This is a genomic window from Sungkyunkwania multivorans (assembly GCF_042675645.1).
Lineage (GTDB): Bacteria > Bacteroidota > Bacteroidia > Flavobacteriales > Flavobacteriaceae > Sungkyunkwania > Sungkyunkwania multivorans.
This window is the reverse complement of record NZ_JBHTJH010000005.1, coordinates 135,656-154,049: the sequence shown is the minus strand read 5'-3', so window position 1 is coordinate 154,049 and position 18,394 is coordinate 135,656. Positions and strand designations below refer to the sequence as shown.

Here is an 18,394-nt window from a genome sequence, read left to right as displayed (position 1 = left end):
AAAAAATTATTTTTTTTACTAGCTATTTGTGTTCAATCAATTTGTTCATATATTTGCACCCGCCTAGTAAAATTGGCAGTTCTACAACTGTCGGCAAAACGATGAAGGCGAGATAGCTCGGTTGGTTACCTGCCCGTACCGAAAGGTACGTTCGGGCGGGGAGCGTCGGATTCATAACCCGAAAATTTGACCAAGAAAAAAATGGCGAGATAGCTCAGTTGGTTAGAGCGTCGGATTCATAACCCGGAGGTCCCGAGTTCAAATCTCGGTCTCGCTACAAGTAAAGGCCCAACACGAAAGTGTCGGGCTTTTTTTATGGGGCACACCGAAGTTGCAGGTTCGAGGTGAACAATAATACAGTCTTATACATGGAGCTTTTATTTGAAGTAAGATTCACGACCATATGATTCTCTAGCTTGTTGCATGGCCGATCGACAAGCTGAGGAACACCTCCTCTCCATAAAAAGACAAATATGATCGACCATCAAATCTCACCCAATTACCTTTAAAAAAACACTATTCTTAAAGCTCAAATAGGTAAAAAATCATTCAAAAAAGGTGTAACGATAGTACCAGAATCTTTGTTTTTATTCTTAAAATCAACATCTTACAACATTAACTTCAATCTATTATCATTAATTCAATGAAATTGATGTTTTGCTAATAATTTGATAGGGAAAGTTGCTAATTATTGAATTTTAGGTATTTCCATTAATTTACTTAATCTATTATATATTATGCGTGAATAACACTTTTAACTTGTTTTTTTTACATTTTATCGAATATTTTAATGAAATTTCGATAAAAATGACCGGATAATTTGGAAATTACGATATATTAGTAACTAATTCTAGAACAAAAGTTTAAGAGTTAGTCCCAATCTTATGAAAAAAATTATCCTACTAGGCAGGCTAGCAGTTGCCCTACTGTTCATTGCCACAGCAAGCAGTTTTGACCTCCAAGCGCAGGTCACTATTCAGAATCAAGGGTTTGACGGCACAGGCGTCGATACTTGGGGTTATACCCAAAATCCAGGCTCTGGTACCATCTTCCTAACAAGTTTCTACACAGAACCTACTTCTCCTAATGCATTATCGTTACGAGGAGGTCCAGGAGACCAAACAAATCCAAACGTTGTGTTCAACAATGTCAATATCGCTGGTTATACCGGGGTCACCTTATCTGTAGACTATGCACAATATCGTGTAGAAAGTACAGATGATCTAGATATGTCGGTATCCTATGACAATGGAGCCACCTGGCCAACGACGGTTACCATTACGGATGGTAATTTCGGAGGTGCTGACCGATCATTCGATTTTGGTGCAGAAGGTGGTGGATATGTTCCATACCCCTATGTTTTTAATGTGCCTGCCGCCGCCACACAAATAATGGTGAGATTTCAGTTTACTGAGACAGCTGCATTTAGCAATACGTCTGATTATTTTTTCATTGATGATGTGCGATTAGAAGGGTTTCTTCCTTCACCAGAAATGGACGTCATAGGTAATGGCGTAGATATCGCCGATGGCGATACCACTCCTAGTGTTACAGATGACACTCATTTTGGTAGCTCTTTGGTAGGTGTTCCTGTGGTACATACCTTTACCATTGAGAACGACGCAACAGGATCTGCAGCACTTAATCTAACTGGCGCCCCAAGAGTAGCTCTTACAGGTAGTGCCGACTTTGCTGTAACGGTACAACCGCTGCTTGGGACTGTGGCCGTTGGAAATACCACTACCTTTCAAGTGACCTTTACCCCTACTGCAGGTGGGCCGCAAACGGCAGAGGTCTCTATTGCGAACAATGATAATGACGAGAACCCCTATAATTTTACGATACAAGGAATTGGAATATCGCCGACGCGAGAAATCTCCGTTTCGGGTAATGGTGTCGAGATCGTAGATGGTGATAATACTCCTTCCCTATTGGATCATACCGATTTTGGAACAGTAATAGGAGGTACGATAGTAAGGACATTCACAGTTACCAATTATGGGAACACCAATTTAAGTCTAACTGGGGTTCCTGTGGCTGTGATCACAGGTTCGGGAGCACCTGACTTTTCTGTTACTGTGCAGCCACCGAATACAGTTACACCGACAAGCTCTGCCACTTTTGAGGTGACCTATACTTCATCAGGAATTGGTGTGAGCACGGCTACGGTACGAATTCAAAATAATGATATGGGTGAGAATCCTTATAATTTTGTTATCACCGCAGAGACCGTTGGCACTGATGTTTCTGTATATTGTGAAGACTTCACAGGCTCTAGCGGCTGGACAGCAACTTCTACTACCAATGGAGATTGGTCAGAAGGAACAGAGGGTACCATGTCTGCCGGTGCTACCGGAAGATATGCGTACTCTGATCGTTTTTCTGGACAATATCAAAACAATACATTTATAGAATATGAGAGTCCTTCGTATGACCTTACTGGTTACGAGCATTTGAGACTCCAATTGGATTATAATATCGATATTGAGGCCAATGACGACGTCCTTAATATTTATTTCTCAAATGACGGCGGTACCAACTGGTATCGACTCGGATATTCAGATCCGGGAGAAGGAACTAACTGGTATAACACCTATAATGGTACGACCTATGGCTGGACAGGAGACTCTGGCGGATGGACCGCTGCCGAGATCGATCTAGAATCTATGGGCTTCGACAATCAATCCGATGTAAGATTTAGAGTGCGTTTTGATTCTGATGGTGGTACCACCGATGTGGGCGTCGCATTCGATAATTTCTGTATCGTTGGCGATCCCATCGTTACCCGTAGCTATCTAGCTTGTGGCCCTGGTGGTGTTGGAGATGACCTAGAACTTTGGTTAAAAGCAGATTCTATGGTTGGGTCCGTGGCAGATGGCACGGTGATCGACACTTGGGTAGACCAAGCCTTTGGTACACAATGGACCAATGGAACCGCGAGCGGAGCAGAAAGACCTACTTTCTATGATAATGCTACGAACAACGTTAACTTTAACCCTGTAGTACATTTTGACGGAAGCAATGCCATGTATGGTAAGAAAGGATTCTTCAATCATGAAATATACGTGGTGATCAACCCAGGAAATCCGATCTCTAGTACGCTGGGAACAGAGGATGTCTTCTTAGGAGATGACTACTTGGAGATTCCTGCAGCGCAGGATGTTACCGGAATATCGATTGGTAATACCTCGGCACGATTTGTAGATGACCTCGTAGCCTATAATCAGGGAGCTGAGACCAATTATGGAAAAGGAATCATCAGTAACACTTTAAGTTACGATCGACCTGTGATCTTTAGTACAAGTATCAATAGTACCGGAGACGGAATGGACCTTTATCTAGATGGTATCAATCTAGACCTTTTAGGAGCTAGTCAAGAGGTTAATTTGGCCACTTACAAAGACATTTTAGACACCAGATGGTGGTTGGGTAGAAGTGAGTTCTTCGGGCCGAGTTTTCAAGGTGATATGCTCGAGGTGATTGTCTTCTCTTCCACAAAATCGGCTACTGATAAAATAATGATCGAGTCTTATCTCGCCATGAAGTACGGAATTACCATGGGACTATACCCAGATGCGACAGCAGGTATTCCACACGTTCCTAAGGCATTATACGATTCAAGCTTGACCCCTATTTGGGATACTACCATCAATGCCGGTTATACTTATAATGTGGCCGCAGTTGGTCGTGATGATTGTGCGGGTCTATATCAAAAACAAGCTAAAAGTATTGACCCAGGAAGTGTCTTAACTATTGGTCTGGGTGACATATATGCCACCAATTCCGCCAACCCTAATACCTTCGATGATGACTTCGACTTCTTGGTATGGGGTACCAATGGTGGAGATATGAATAACAGTGGTACACCTATTAACGTAAATCTTGGACCAACCACGGTTACAACCGTGACAGATGTACCAAATAGGGTCTGGAAAATAACAGAACGCGCTACCGGTGACATCGGAACGGCAAAGATATCCGTTGCTACAGCAGATCTAGCAAGCTTACCAGCCTTATCTGGTAACGATGCCTATGTAATGATCCTCGCTGATGATAGTGGCTTCACCACGGGGGTAGAAACGGTCTTCTTAGATACCGTTGGACCTAACCAAGAGGCATACTATGACTTTGATGGTACAAAATTCTTTACCATCGGTGTAGCCCATGAAACACTGGCAGATCGTCACATGGAGTTTGACGGGACCAACGATTTTGCCCAAATAGGGGATCGCGTGGACATTACAGGTGCTTTTTCTATATCTGCATGGATATATAACGATGGCTCTAATGATGCCAATGGGGATAAGACCATTATCTCTAAGAGAGGTGCGGCTGCCGACGGATATCATTTCTTGGTAACAGACAGCAACAATGTGGTGATGCGATTTAATGGTACGCCGAGTAATATCCTCACCTCTAATACTAGCCTACCTGACGGCCAATGGCGTCATGTGGCCTTTACCTTCGATGGCACAGCCGGAAGGCTCTATATCGATGGAGTCTTAGATAACAGCAGAAATATGTCCAACCCGACAGCGAATAGCAATTACCTGTCTATTGGAGCACGTTATCTGGACAAGTTTACTGAAGCAGACTATTTCAAAGGAAATCTGGAAGAGATCCGAATTTGGAATAGTGCCCTTACAGTAGACCAGATCCGTTACATCATGAACCAAGAAATTGAAAACGACGGTAGCGGTAATGTAGATGGGGAAATTCTTCCGTTGACCGTCACCAAAAATGAAATTAATAGTATTCCTTGGAATAACCTCCTTGCATACTATAATATGAACTCCTTTATCGGAACGCACGTGAATGATGTTTCTGGTAATGGTAACCGAGGAAGCTTGGTGGTGCCAGATAATTTTACACTCCGCGACCAAACAGCTCCACTCCCCTACGTTTCTGTGGGAACGGGCAACGGTGACTGGGATAACGATTCTAACTGGGCCAACGGAACTATTGCCTATGTGCCCAATGAAGAATTAACGATCAACGGCACACCGACGAGAATCGACTGGAATATTGTAAGCGTCGGACATAATATCGCTGCGGACCGCGATGTGACCGTACTTGGTCTAATGTCTACAGCGAACGAATTATCCATTCAAAATGATTCTGGTCTGACGGTTACGCATTATCTAAGTCTTGACGGCATTATCGATCTCGAGGATGAAAGTCAATTAGTACAAGATACAGACTCTGACCTTGCGGTTACGAGTGCCGGTTATATAGAACGTGACCAACAAGGTACGGCAGATAGCTACACCTACAATTATTGGTCGTCTCCTGTTGGTGCTATCAACACCACTGCGAACAATCAAAGTATTCAGCTGGCAACAGCACTTATGGATGGTACTACAGCAGCAGCTCCCGTCGGAGTGAATTACCAAGCCGCATACAATGCAGCAGATGGAGGCCCAACGTCTCCGATCACCATAAGTTCGTATTGGATCTATAAGTTTGTTAATGGTCCTGCAGATGATATCAATGCATGGATTGGAACCGGCGCAGGCGGTAACATCGCGGCAGGTGAAGGTTTCACTATGAAAGGAGCCGGCACAGGAGGTGTTTTTACAGACCAGAACTATGTATTCACTGGAAAACCTAATAACGGTGACATCTCAGTATCGCTATCAGCTGGCAATGAGTACTTGGTAGGTAATCCCTATCCATCGGCCTTAGATGCCAATGAGTTTATCACTGACAACCCCACTACGACCGGATCATTATACTTCTGGCAACATTGGGGTGGTGGAAGCCATATTCTTGGAGATTACCAAGGAGGTTATGCCATTTACAACTTATCTGGAGGTGTTGCAGCAGCGTCACACCCAAGTGTTAACCAAAGTGGAAGCGGTACGAAGACACCAGAAAGATATGTCCCAGTGGCACAAGGCTTCTATGTAGTTGGTGCGGCAAATGGCACTGTCAACTTTGAGAATGACCAGCGAATTTTTGTAACTGAAGGCTCTGGAAACTCGATTTATATCAGAGGGGAAGCTTCGTCAAGAACCGACAATAGAGTCGTAGAAGAAGACACGAGAACTAAAGTTCGCTTAAAAGTGACCACTCCAGGAGAGATCACAAGAGAGCTGCTACTCGCTATCGACCAAAATACTACAAACGGTATAGATTGGGCCTATGATGCCAAACTTACCGAATCGCAGTATGATGATGCGTATTGGATGATCGAAGATATTGCACACGTCATTCAGGCCATCCCAGATAGTCAAGAGGACAAGCAATTACAACTTGGCGTGAAAGCGGCCAGTGCGGGCAACGTTACTTTTGAAATTGCGGGAATAGAAAATGACGACGCTAATATGGGTCTTTATATAAAAGATAAGGATACTGATGAAATTTATGACCTAAGACTTGCTGCGGCAGAGATCAATTTAGAGGCTGCCGGAGAATTCAATGACCGTTTTGAACTACTATTCAGCGATCCTTTTGCATTGAGCGTTGAAGAAAGCCTGTTGGATAAGGTCAAAGCGAATTATCTAAGTGACAGGAAGATCATCAGAATTGAAAATGGAAACAATAGCAATCTTAATACTGCCTCCATCTATAATATGATGGGACAACGGGTGAACACGTGGAACCTTAATGCTGAGAGCATTCAAGAAATTCCTGTAGCTAACCTTAAAAATGGAGGCTATATTCTAAAAGTCGAGACCGATAATGAGGAAATCACAAAGAAATTCATTGTGAACTAAGGGCCCATTTTCATCCCTAGACTTAAATCGATTGCAAAAACATCGGCCCCATAAGGCCGATGTTTTTATTTATCTAATTATCAAAAAGTTACGATAAATACTCAATTAATTATGCTAGCATAACGCATTAACGAAAATTTGATGTCATTGAACGAATTAAGAACCCAAAAAACATCCAAAACACGACCTTAAACGTTAATAATCAGGACATTCACCTTAATTGGTCGCTCGTATTTACTATAATTAACGTACAGATTTTACCCAAATCGCCTACCGATGAAAACCAACCGTTCGTATAGGTCGTATGCTGCACTTGCCAGCCTTCTCTTTTGTGTTTATACAGTTTCATTTTCACAGACCACTATCGCCAAGCATAGTTTTGAATCATCCGGTGATACTTGGACCCCTCTAACGTTATCACAACCTGCATGTACCTCAGGTAATTCTGTTTGGGATTATGTTACGACTCTGAGTGCGATTACCCCAAATGACGGATTGCAATTTTGGGGAATCAGAGATCTTAGAGGGCCATGTAATGGCAATGCTAACCAATTTGAAAGTATCGCTCTGCCAAACGTGGATGTTTCGGCCTTTGCCAACGTTACTGTTTCATTTGACTTTTATACCATCGGCTTTGATAATCAAGATGACATTCGATATCAAGTCTTCTTTGATGGCGTAGGCCAAGGAAATGTGCTTTTGGTAGATGGGGGAACCACCAACAGTAGCACTGGTGGATGGCTTACCGAAACTATTAGCGTCCCTCCTACTGTGACCAACGTAAGAATAGTCATAAGAGTTAGGCAAAATGGCACTAGCGATTATGCCGGAATCGATAATATTAGATTGGAGGGGTTTGACCCCCCAGAAATGGATGTTATGGGTAATGGCAATACCATCTTAGATGGGGCTTCCTCTGGATCAACGGCCAATGATACCGACTTTGGATCGATCACTGCTGGATCTACAATAACGAAGACCTTCACTATAGAGAACAACGGCACAGGAGACCTGGACCTTACAGGTATCCCCACGGTACAACTTTCTGGAAGTACCGACTTTACCGTCACCTCTTTTCCATCGACTCCGGTAGCCGCTGGAAGCAGCACCACCTTTGAAGTTACATATAGCCCGCTCACATCGGGTTCGGACACGGCCATCGTTACGATCAATAACAACGATAGCGATGAATCAATTTACGACTTTGTGATTCAGGCAAACGCGACGCCTACAGGTGGAGGCCCTGAAATAGACGTCCAAGGAAACGACCTTTCTATCTTTGATGGTGATACGACGCCGTCTGTGGATGATTTTACCGATTTTGGTATCACCGATCTCACCACTCCTATCGCCATTCCCTTCTTCGTTTACAACTTTGGAACAAGTACGCTACAGGTCACTAACATTTTCCTAACAGGAAGTGCTGATTTCTCTGTGACCGTGCCGACCTTCCCAGAGAATGTTGGAACTGGCGGAGACGTGGAAGATTTTGTGGTCACCTTCACACCAAGTGCCTTTGGCACATTCTCCACTACGGTCACTATCGTAAGTAACGATTCTGATGAAGGCACCTATACATTTATCATTAACGCAGAAGTTCAAAATCTTACGACGCCTCCAGATGGCCCTGGCGGTGTAACCAGCAATCTGAGACTTTGGCTAAAGGCCGATAGCGAATCTGGGAGCCTCTCCGATAGTGACCCCATAGTCAATTGGGGCGATCAAGCATATGGAAGCACCAGAGATGCAAACGCAAAGGCGACCGAAGAACCGACATTCTTGAACAATCCTACTGACAATATCAATTTTAATCCAATTGTATATTTCGACGGTACCAAATCTATGTATGGCGGGCAAGGTTTTTACAATCACGACCTGTATATAGTTCTAAAACCCGATGTAATCATCAACAGTTCTACCAGCCCCAAAGATGTCTTCTGCGGAGACGATATTGCTACCAATCCAGGTTCGCAAGACGTCACCGGCTTTGAGTTGGGAAATTCTTCTGCAAGATACTCTGGTGAATCCGTAGCATATAATCAAGGGTCCGAAAGTAGTTATGGTGCAGCCGAAATAGGAGCGGTATACACAGGTGTTCAAATGTTCAACGTTCGAAGGCAAAGTGGCGGCGGTGGCGTTGACCTTTATAACAATGGGACTTTACTCGCAACCACCGAAGCAAATACCTCTACCTATAAGGATATTGCGAATTCCAGATATTGGATCGGTCGAAGTGAGCCTTTTGGCGCTAGTTACAACGGCAGCATTTTAGAGATCATCACTTACGATACCACAAAGGCCGTCGGCGATAGAAATAAAATAGAATCCTATCTAGCCATAAAGTACGGTGTTACATTAGGTGTCAACGGTACAGGCTTGGATTACGTGGACTCTAATGGTGACGTCATCTGGGATGCCTCGGCAAATGCTGGCTTTAATTATGACATTGCCGGAATCGGACGCGATGATGATTCGGCATTGAATCAAAAACAGTCCAAGAGTGAAAATACGACTAGCGAGGTAACGATAGGATTAAGGAGCATAGAAAGCACCAATTCAGCAAACACCAATAGTTTTACCGATGATAGAGATTATCTGATCTGGGGGCATAATGGAAGTGATCTGGACTTCACCTCAAAAACGGTGAATGTTACCATTGGTCCAGAAACCATTACTACGAACACAGATGTAGCAGATAGAACATGGAAAATAATCGAGATTGCCACGACAGATGTTCCAGCAGTTAGAGTATCGGTACCTACAGCATCTTTTATTTCTGGATTACCTCCTTTGACCGGTAATGATGCATACGTATTGCTAGTAGCAGACGACGCGGCCTTGACGGTCAACCAAGAAACGGTTTTCTTGGAAGCGAATGGTGCCAACCAGGAAGTGATGTATGATTTTAACGGTACAAAATTCTTCACTTTTGGGGTAGCACATGAGGTTGTGGCTTCTAGACGTATGGAGTTTGACGGAAACGATGATTATATCCAAGTTGGAGATCGCGTAGACATCAACGCTGCCTTTACCATTTCTTCGTGGGTACGAACCACTGGTTCGAATGCAGACAACAACGAAAAGGCAATTGTATCTAAAGATGGTGCCAGTGGTGGTTACAAATTTAGTCTAAGAAACAATGATCGGGTTCGTTTTGAGAATGGACTTGGTGATAATATTACATCCAATACGAGCATTGATCCAAATATTTGGCATCATATCGCCATTACGCACGATGGTACGACTGCGAATCTTTACATAGACGGCGTGTTAGACAATTCTACCGCGATGGCCTTACCGTCGGCCAATAGCAATACCTTTGCCATTGGAGCAGAATACAGAGACTCAACAGATATTAGAAACGAATTTATGGGTGATATAGATGAAGTTCGTATTTGGGATGGTGCCTTGAGCGTTGATCAGATCCGCTTTATCATGAATCAAGAAATTGAAGAATTTGGAACTGGTGTCAAAGGCACCGTGTTACCTATTTCCGTTACCAAAAACGATATCAATACGCTTAACTGGTCGGATCTAAGAGCCTACTATTCTATGAACACCTATATCGGTACGCATTTGAATGATGCTTCCGGAAATGGTAATCGTGGCAACTTGAAAAATCCTGGCAACTACGATGTCGAAGCGCAGACGGCACCAATACCTTATGTTTCTACAGCGAACGCTACTTGGGAAACCACGGTGGCATGGGAAAATGGTTCTGGTATGTATACTCCAGGGGCATCCGTGACCATTAATGGAACTCCCACCACGATCGATTGGAACATCGTTCAGGTAAGTCACAATATCGATATGAATAGCAACACAAAGGTATTGGCACTTATCTCAGATTCTAACGAAGTTACCGTACAAAATGATTCTGGCCTCACTATTTCCCATTACTTAGAACTCGAAGGTCAGATCGACCTGGAAGGAGAGTCTCAACTAATTCAAGAAGACAATAGCGATCTCGTCGTCACCTCGGCCGGTAGTATAGAACGCGATCAGCAAGGTACGGCCGACAACTTCACATACAATTATTGGTCGTCGCCTGTAGGAGCGATCAACACCACGGCTAACAATCAAAACATTCAACTTGCCAATGTACTAATGGATGGTACAAATGCGGCAAGTCCACAAAGTATCAACTTTCAACCTTCGATCAATGCAGCAGATGGCGCACCGACTTCTCCAATCACCATAAGTACGGGATGGATATATAAATTCGTGAATGGTGCCGCCAACGATTATTATGCCTGGATACCTACGGGGAGTGCAGGTGCTATATCGGCCGGAGAAGGATTTACGATGAAAGGTGCTGGTACCGGTGGCGCCAATGCCGAACAGAACTATGTGTTTGTCGGAAAACCGAACAATGGGGATATCTCTCTAGCATTAACAGCTGGAAATGAGTATTTGGTGGGTAACCCATACCCTTCAGCCATAGATGCCGACGCTTTCATTTTAGATAATACATCAACGACAGGCACCTTATATTTTTGGCAACATTGGGGTGGAAATTCCCATGTCCTTGGCGATTACCAAGGTGGATATGCCTTATACAATCTCGCTGGTGGTGTTGAGGCAGCATCTCATCCCGACGTAAATCAGGCAGGTACAGGAACTAAAACTCCCGAAAGATATATTCCGGTTGCACAAGGTTTTTATGTTGTAGGAAATACTTCTGGTACCGTAAACTTTGAAAATGATCAGCGAACCTTTATCACCGAAGGCTCAGGAAACTCAGTTTACATTCGCGGAAATGGCCATGTCTCTACTAGAACGTCACTAACAGACGCGAGAACAAAAGTGAATCTTAAAGTGACCACACCAGGGGGTATCGTTAGGCGCCTATTGCTTACGCTAGATGAAAATACCACTTATGGGATCGATTGGGCTTACGATGCAAAACTTACAGAATCACAGTATGATGATGCCTACTGGCTCATTGAAGACCAGCCACACCTTATACAGGCAATCCCGAATTTCGATGCAGATAAGTCTTTGTCGCTAGGAATGAATTTGACCAATAGCGGTACCATAAGATACGAACTTGAACATATTGAAAATGATGATGCCTCATTGGAATTATATCTGCTTGATAAGCTTACTTATCAGATCTACGATCTGCAAACCACCGCAGTAGAAGTTACTGTAAATTCTGGAATGAACAATGATCGGTTTGAGGTCGTGTTTAACAATTCATCGCTTTCAGTGGATGATCAGCAGTTGGTTGACGAAAGTGGCATTTCGTTCGAATACATACAAAATTTAGAGGCAATCCGAGTGGCTAGTAACAATAGTTCTCTTGGGATTGAAAAACTGCTGCTCTTTAATATATTTGGGCAACAACTTTTAGAATGGAATATTGATCGCGATATGAGTGAGATAAAAGTGAATTCGCTAGCTACTGGTTCTTATATCATGAAACTAGTCACAAGTAAAGGCGAAATAGCAAAAAAGTTCGTTAAAAAGTAACATAAATTGGTTGATTGACAACAAAAACCCAAATTATTGAATTTTTTTTGTGTTTTTTTCAACTGTTCAATCACTTAAAAATCAATCATTTATAATGCATGCATAACAAATAGCAGTTTATGCTTCACAACATTTAGTTTGTGAAAGCGGGATATAGTTATAATTTTAAGCCGATTTTTTAACCCAAAATCTTAACATACTATATCCCAATCAGCTATGAAAAAAACTACTTTTAAGCGTAGATTTTTTACTTTATTTTTCGGATTTTTCACATCCTTTTTAACTTTTGGACAGGTTACAATTGCAAACCAAGGCTTCGACAGCACCGCCGCTGACACCTGGGGTGTCAATGCTGTTAATGCAGGGTCTGGGACCATTGCCTTATCCACCTTTTACACTGAGCCATCTGCGCCATATTCTGTACTTTTGAGAGGAGGCCCAGGAGATCAGACCAATCCAAATCTTATTTTGAATAACGTAAGTATTGTTGGATATTCCGGAGTTACGTTAAGTGTAGATTTTGCTCAGTTCAGAGTAGAAAATACCGACGATTTTGACATGCTGGTATCTTATGATGGAGGTGCTACCTACCCCACTGTGATCACCCTTACCGATGGAAGCTTTGGTGATGCCACAAGATCTTTTGATTTTGGTGGAAGTACAGGATATGTAGGTGCAAATCCCTATTCCTTCAATATACCAGCTGCTGCGACACAAGTTATGGTAATGTTCCGTTTTACGGAAACATCTACTTCTAGTAATACCTCAGACTACTTCTTTATAGATAATGTACGCCTAGAGGGTTTCGTCGGTGGCCCAGAGATGAATGTGACCGGAAATGGCACTACCATTGCTGATGGTGATACTACACCAACAACTATCGACGATACCGATTTTGGTAATGTAGGTATTGGAACTCCTGTCGCTCATACCTTTACTATTGAAAATACAGGGGGTGCAAATCTTAACTTGACAGGCGCACCGAATATCACTGTTTCTGGAAGCACAGATTTTATGGTAAGCGCTCAACCAGCCCTATCATCTGTAGCCTCGGGCGGTTCTACCACCTTTGTTGTCACCTATACCCCATCTGCTCTTGGAGCTTCCACGGCAGATATTTCCATAGCGAATGATGATAGTGACGAAAATCCATATAATTTTAGGATTCGAGGAACTGGTGTCACTCCAACTCCAGAGATCGACATACAAGGTAATGGAAATTCTATCGTTGATGGCGATACAACTCCAAGTACCACTGATCATACGGACTTTGGAACGGTGAACATCAGCTCTAGCAACACACGCACTTTCACCATAGAAAACCTAGGGTCAGGAGATCTAACGCTCACTGGTGCTCCCTATGTCACCCTTTCTGGAAGTGGCAACTTTGCAGTGACGGCACAACCACCTTCCAATACAGTAGGTGCTTCCAACACCACCACTTTTGAGATCACCTATACCCCACTCGCTGTTCTTACTGAAATAGCTACGGTTACCGTGACAAGTGATGATTCTGATGAAAATCCGTATACCTTTAGAATACAAGGTACTGGTTCCATACTTCCGCCAGTGGCTTATTGTGAGGATTTCGAATTGTCCGATGGCGGATGGGACCTCAACCAAACAGCGACCAATGGTAACTGGAGACACGGCGTTGATGGGACACTTCCTTCCAATGGAACCGTTCGTTATCTTTACTCGAGTCAGTCGAGCAACCAATATCAAAACAATGCCTTGAACGTCGCCGAATCACCGGTGATCGACCTCTCTGGCTATGAGAACCTAGTGCTAAACTTGGACGTATATCACGAGACAGAATCGAATTTTGATCGTCTCCACATCGAATTCTCCAATGATGGTGGAACTACATGGTATACTTTAGGAAACAGTCAGCCCGGTGAAGGAACAAACTGGTACAATACAGATTATGACGATGGGTCTTTTGAGTATCATTCCTGGTCTGGAGATAGTGGTAACTGGTTCAATGCAGAGATCGATCTAGAATCTCAAGCCTTCGACAATATGTCTGATGTTCGCTTTAGACTATCATTTACCTCTGATGGAAGTACTAGGGACGTTGGTGTAGCCATCGACAACTTCTGTATCTCTGGTGAGCCGATCAATACAGCGAACACTACCGTTTGTGGACCTGCAGGTATCAATTCGGACCTTGAACTTTGGCTAAAAGCAGATGCCCTTGCCCTAACCGATGGTGCTTCAGTCTCTACATGGGCCGACCTCGCCTTTGGAACTAGCTGGACCAATGCAACTTCATCAGTGGCAAGCGAACAGCCTACCTATCGCGACAATATAACCGACAATGTCAACGGAAATCCTGTGGTGAGCTTTGATGGTAATGACGCCATGTATGGTAAAAAAGGTTTTTACAATGACGATATCTATATCGTAATTAAACCAGGAGGGACGATTTCCAATACGTTAGCTACCCAAGACGTATTTATGGGTGATGACTATCAGGAAGGATTAGGAACGCAGGATGTAACAGGAATCTCTATCGGTGATACTTCTGCAAGATACACCAATGACATCGTTGCCTATAACCAAGGACCGCAAACCGATTACGGCAAAGCGATCGTAAGTACAGCATTGACCTATGATCTTCCTGTTATTTTTAATGTGCGGAAGAAAGCCGATGGCACAGGAGTTGACCTCTATCTCGATGGTGTTGACCTTTCGCTACTTGGCGCAACTCAAGAGGTATTTGTTTCCTCGTTCAAAGACATTGTTAACAGTAGATATTGGTTAGGAAAGAGTGAATACTTCGACGGTAGTTTCGATGGTGATATTCTTGAAATAATCACCTACTCTAGCAGAAGATCAGACTTTGATAAATTGCGAATCGAATCGTATTTGGCAATAAAATACGGGATCAACCTGGGTCTCTATGGTATTCCTGCGTTGGGCATTCCACATATTCCAGTGCCTTTCTATGACTCAAATGGTCTACCACTATGGGATTCTGCCGCCAATGCGGGTTATACTTACAATGTTTCTGGTATTGGCCGAGATGATTGTATGGCTCTCAACCAAAAAGAATCGAAGAGTATCGATCCAAATGCGGCTATCACCATTGGGCTTGGAAATATCTATGGTACACAACGTCTCAACCCCAACACCTTTAGAGACGATATGGATTTCTTGATGTGGGGAAGTAATGATCAAGATCTCACAGCGAATCCTACTCCTTTGAATATCAACCTAGGGCCATCTACGGTGACCACACTGACGGATGTCTCCAACAGAATCTGGAAAGTAACAGAAAGAGCTACTACAGAAATAGATTCTGTAAAGATCTCTATCCCAACTGCTGAGCTGATCAACTTACCTGCACTTGCCGGAAATGATGCCTATGTGATGATCGTGGCTGATGATGATGCCTTCACCACCAATATCGAAACGGTGTTCCTAGAGACCGAAGGAGCAAATCAAGTAGCTTACTTTGACTTTGATGGAACGAAGTTCTTCGCTTTTGGTGTTGCACATGAAGTCTTGGCGGAGCGTCATCTCGCCTTCGACGGAACCAACGATTATACCAATGTAGGAGATAGAGGCGACTTAACAGGTCCTTTCACCATAGACGCTTGGGTCTACTCTACTGGAAGCAATACAGCAAACGATGATAAGACCATCGTATCGAAACGCGGAAGCGGGGCCGATGGGTATCAATTCTATCTCACTAACGGAAATCAGGTGGCCATGCGTCTAAGCGCTGGCGATATTATTACCTCGAATACGGTCTTGCCAAACAATCAATGGCGTCATGTAGCATTTATTTTTGATGGCACCACTGGTCGCCTTTATATCGATGGGGTACTCGATAACTCAGCAGCCATGGCATCGCCAGTAGATAATCCACACACTTTTACAATCGGTGGTCGTTATATCGATAAGAACACTCAGAATAGTTTCTTTGCTGGAAATATCGACGAGATCAGAATGTGGAATACCGCATTGACTGTAAATCAGCTTCGTTATGTGATGAACCAAGAGATCATCCAGGATGGTAGTAGCAATGTGGATGGAGAGATCTTGCCACTTGCCACGACCAAAAATGATATCAACAGTGTACCATGGTCAACATTGATATCGTACTACAATATGGACTCGTATTTAGGAACACATTTAAATGATGTTTCTGGAAATGGCAATAGAGCCCGATTAGTAGTGCCTGATAACTTCAATATCGAGACCCAAACCGCGCCACTACCCTACACCTCTACTGCCGATGGTGCTTGGAATGCAAATGCAACTTGGGCAAATGGCACAGAGATGTATACTCCAAATAGCACTTTGACGATCAATGGTACTGCCACCACTATCGATTGGAACATTGTACAGGTTGGTCACAATGTTGTCGCATCTAGTGATGCAACCGTGCTTGGACTGATCTCAACCGCCAATGAGCTCTCGATTCAAGGTGACTCTGGATTGACCATTTCCCATTACCTAAGTCTCGATGGAACGATCGACCTTGAAGGGGAATCACAACTCATACAAGAGACCGACAGTGACTTGGCGGTAACTAGTTCGGGTAATATTGAAAGAGACCAACAAGGTACAGCTGATAGCTATACATACAACTATTGGGGATCTCCAGTTGGAGCGATCAATACGACAAGTAACAATGCAGATTTCCAATTGAATAGCGTATTCAGAGACGGTACGAATCCTGCGGCACCCGTAGCCATAAATTTCCAAGGCTCTCTTACTGCGGCTGATGGCGGCGCTACCAGCCCAATAACCGTAAGTACCGGATGGGTCTATAAGTTTACCAACGGGCTTGCAGATGATTATAATGCATGGGTATATACCGGAAACACTGGGAATATAACGCCTGGTGAAGGATTCACTATGAAAGGCGCCGGAACTGGCGGTGTAGGCACGGAGCAAAATTATGTGTTCAATGGAAAACCGAACAATGGTGACATCACGCTTGCTATTGGGGCGGGAAGAGAATACTTGGTAGGTAACCCTTACCCTTCTGCCATAGATGCACACGAATTCATCGATGATAACTTATCAACTACGGGGACGCTTTACTTCTGGCAACACTGGGGAGGTGGCAGTCATAACCTTGGAGCTTATCAAGGAGGTTACGCGTTGAGAACCAAAGCAGGTGGAACACCAGCAGCCTCACATCCCGATGTAAATCAAGCAGGTTCTGGTACGATCACTCCAGGGCGTTATGTGCCAGTTGCACAGGGATTCTTCGTCGTAGGTAGCACTGGTGGAGCGATTTCTTTTGAGAACGACCAGCGTATCTTTGTTACCGAGGCTTCAGGAACATCGACCTTTACAAGAAATAGTGCAAACGCCAATCCGCCATCACCGGTCGGAGCCGAAGATACGAGACCAAAGTTTAGAATTGGTTTCCAATCGCCAAACGGTATTCATAGACAATTACTGTTGACCATCGATCCTGAGACGACAAATGGTGTGGATTGGGCCTATGAAGGAAAGCTTAATGAGGCGCAGATGGATGATATGTACTGGATGATCGACAACGATGAGTATCTTATTCAGGCGCTTCCAGATACAAGCGTAGACCAGCGATTACCGCTAGGAATTAATTTAAGAGATGCTGGAGAAATTACCATCGGTATTGATGAACTCAACTTCGTTTCCAATGATGTCGACGTGTATCTCAAGGACGATCTAACAGGAGACCTTTACGACCTAAGAAGTCAGCCTTTCTCAACGACTTTGGAGGCAGGTCAGACCCATAACAGATTTGAGCTATTATTCTTTGATGATAGAGTCTTATCAAATGAAGATTTCGATATCGCTGAAGGACTCAAAATAGATTACATCAACAATAGTTCGATCGTAAGGATCGTAAACAATTCTAGTGCCAACTTGAAGTCGGCCAAACTGATCAGTATTCTAGGTCAACAAGTGGCTACTTGGGAACTGACTCAAGAGCATGTGATCGAATTGCCAGTACAAGCTACAACTGGGGCATACGTTGTGACTTTGGACACTGACCAAGGGACCATTACCAAGAAGATCATTGTTAAGTAGAACATAACATGGTTTAGGTTGAAAAGAGGGCAAAACTGCCCTCTTTTTTTGTGCTCAATATTATTTCCAAATATTTTACGCCGTCTTTTATCAATCTAAAAACCTACTCTTCGAGCACTAGGTAATTCATCGACAATTTTTGAATTTAATCGCTCATT

General features: G+C 43.5%; 3 protein-coding genes and 1 tRNA gene. All 4 read left to right on the top strand.

What is annotated here, in order from left to right:
- The first annotated feature begins 203 nt into the window (after positions 1–203).
- Positions 204–277, top strand: a tRNA-Met gene (locus tag ACFQ1M_RS09530).
- 607 nt (positions 278–884) lie between these two features.
- Positions 885–6,719 carry a choice-of-anchor D domain-containing protein gene (locus tag ACFQ1M_RS09525; RefSeq protein ID WP_386407463.1) on the top strand — a complete coding sequence of 1,945 codons (5,835 nt, stop codon included), beginning with the start codon at positions 885–887 and terminating at the stop codon, positions 6,717–6,719.
- Positions 6,720–6,995: 276 nt separating this feature from the next.
- Entirely contained in the window at positions 6,996–12,194 is a 5,199-nt protein-coding gene (locus ACFQ1M_RS09520) for a choice-of-anchor D domain-containing protein (protein ID WP_386407460.1), read from the top strand.
- Positions 12,195–12,410: 216 nt separating this feature from the next.
- Positions 12,411–18,236 carry a choice-of-anchor D domain-containing protein gene (locus tag ACFQ1M_RS09515; protein ID WP_386407457.1) on the top strand — a complete coding sequence of 1,942 codons (5,826 nt, stop codon included), beginning with the start codon at positions 12,411–12,413 and terminating at the stop codon, positions 18,234–18,236.
- Positions 18,237–18,394 lie beyond the last annotated feature (158 nt).

Coding starts and splice junctions, on each gene's coding strand:
- ACFQ1M_RS09525 (WP_386407463.1), top strand. CDS start 885: ATGAAAAAAATTATCCTACTAGGCAGGCTAGCAGTTGCCCTACTGTTC.
- ACFQ1M_RS09520 (WP_386407460.1), top strand. CDS start 6,996: ATGAAAACCAACCGTTCGTATAGGTCGTATGCTGCACTTGCCAGCCTT.
- ACFQ1M_RS09515 (WP_386407457.1), top strand. CDS start 12,411: ATGAAAAAAACTACTTTTAAGCGTAGATTTTTTACTTTATTTTTCGGA.